Source organism: Prevotella sp. HMSC077E09 (genome assembly GCF_001814685.1).
Taxonomy (GTDB): Bacteria; Bacteroidota; Bacteroidia; order Bacteroidales; family Bacteroidaceae; genus Prevotella; species Prevotella oris.
Window position 1 is genome coordinate 1 of sequence record NZ_KV817571.1, and the last position, 1,017, is coordinate 1,017.

The 1,017-nt window shown below is 43.7% G+C and carries 1 pseudogene; it reads right to left on the minus strand.

Annotated features, from left to right (window positions below):
* Positions 1-551 precede the first annotated feature (551 nt).
* Positions 552-966 (minus strand): annotated as a pseudogene (locus HMPREF2983_RS07605) (DUF3408 domain-containing protein).
* Positions 967-1,017 lie beyond the last annotated feature (51 nt).

Sequence of the window (1,017 nt, forward strand, 5' to 3'; positions counted from 1 at the left end):
ACTTCCGTCTTGTGCTTTCCGCCTTTGACTTGATGCGCTGCTTTTCCTCTGAGGTACACCTTACCTTGATAAACTCTGTCTTGTTCATCTTCTGCTCTTCCTTATTCTGTTGCTGCCACTTGGCTGGCTTTCTATTATATCTGTCCATATAAGTTTCTTTGAAAGTTAATCATTTTAGATGATTTGTTGTTGCTTAATTTCTGGACACTGACCGATGAGAACGGAGTGATTACGGTCTTATCTCCCCGACAGTCTGACGAGGGGAGCAGGGCGCAGTTTGTGGGTACAAACTGACGTCTTGCAATGTCAGTGATAAGACCATTTACGCAAGAGGCGTTTTGCAGCCGAAAAGTGAATGTCGTGCATTCTGTGTTTAACTGTGTTCGTGGTGTTCTCATCATTCAGATGTCTGCTTGCTAAAAATATGATGTCATATTTGCCCAAATATGACGTTTCATTTACGAGAATATGATATCATATTTTAATGCGATAGTAGGATTAGAGCGGGAAATAAATCTTTTGAAATTCATCCCTCGCCCCCCTCCTGCGGTTTATAACCTCCTCCATTTCTCTATGTCCTCACCGTACTCCTCCAGATGGAGGCGCACGATGTTCTCCACTAAATTTGAGAGGTTGCTGCGCCTGTCACCCAACCTGTGGACGACGAAGTCGGCACGTTCCTGTGTCTCCCTGCTCAGATAAGCCGCATTTCGGTCGTTCAATTTGGACGGAACAAGGAACGCCTGTTTGTAGGCTTCAAGCGTTCCCCGTCTCATCTTGGCACTGATGCGCCGTTGAATGGTTGCATTCTCTGTGTGCAGTGTAGGTTCGGATGGCGTGGCATGTTCCACCTCTTGTTGCTTTTGAATAAAATTCATTCTCTTTGCCTGAAATTCGGCGATGGTTTTTTCACTTGAACTTTGAGCTTGACTTATAACCAAAAGATTCTTCGATGAAACGATCCATTTCTTCTGTGTTTTTTTCTTTTTCATCACTCTATCTTATTTTAAGTTTGAC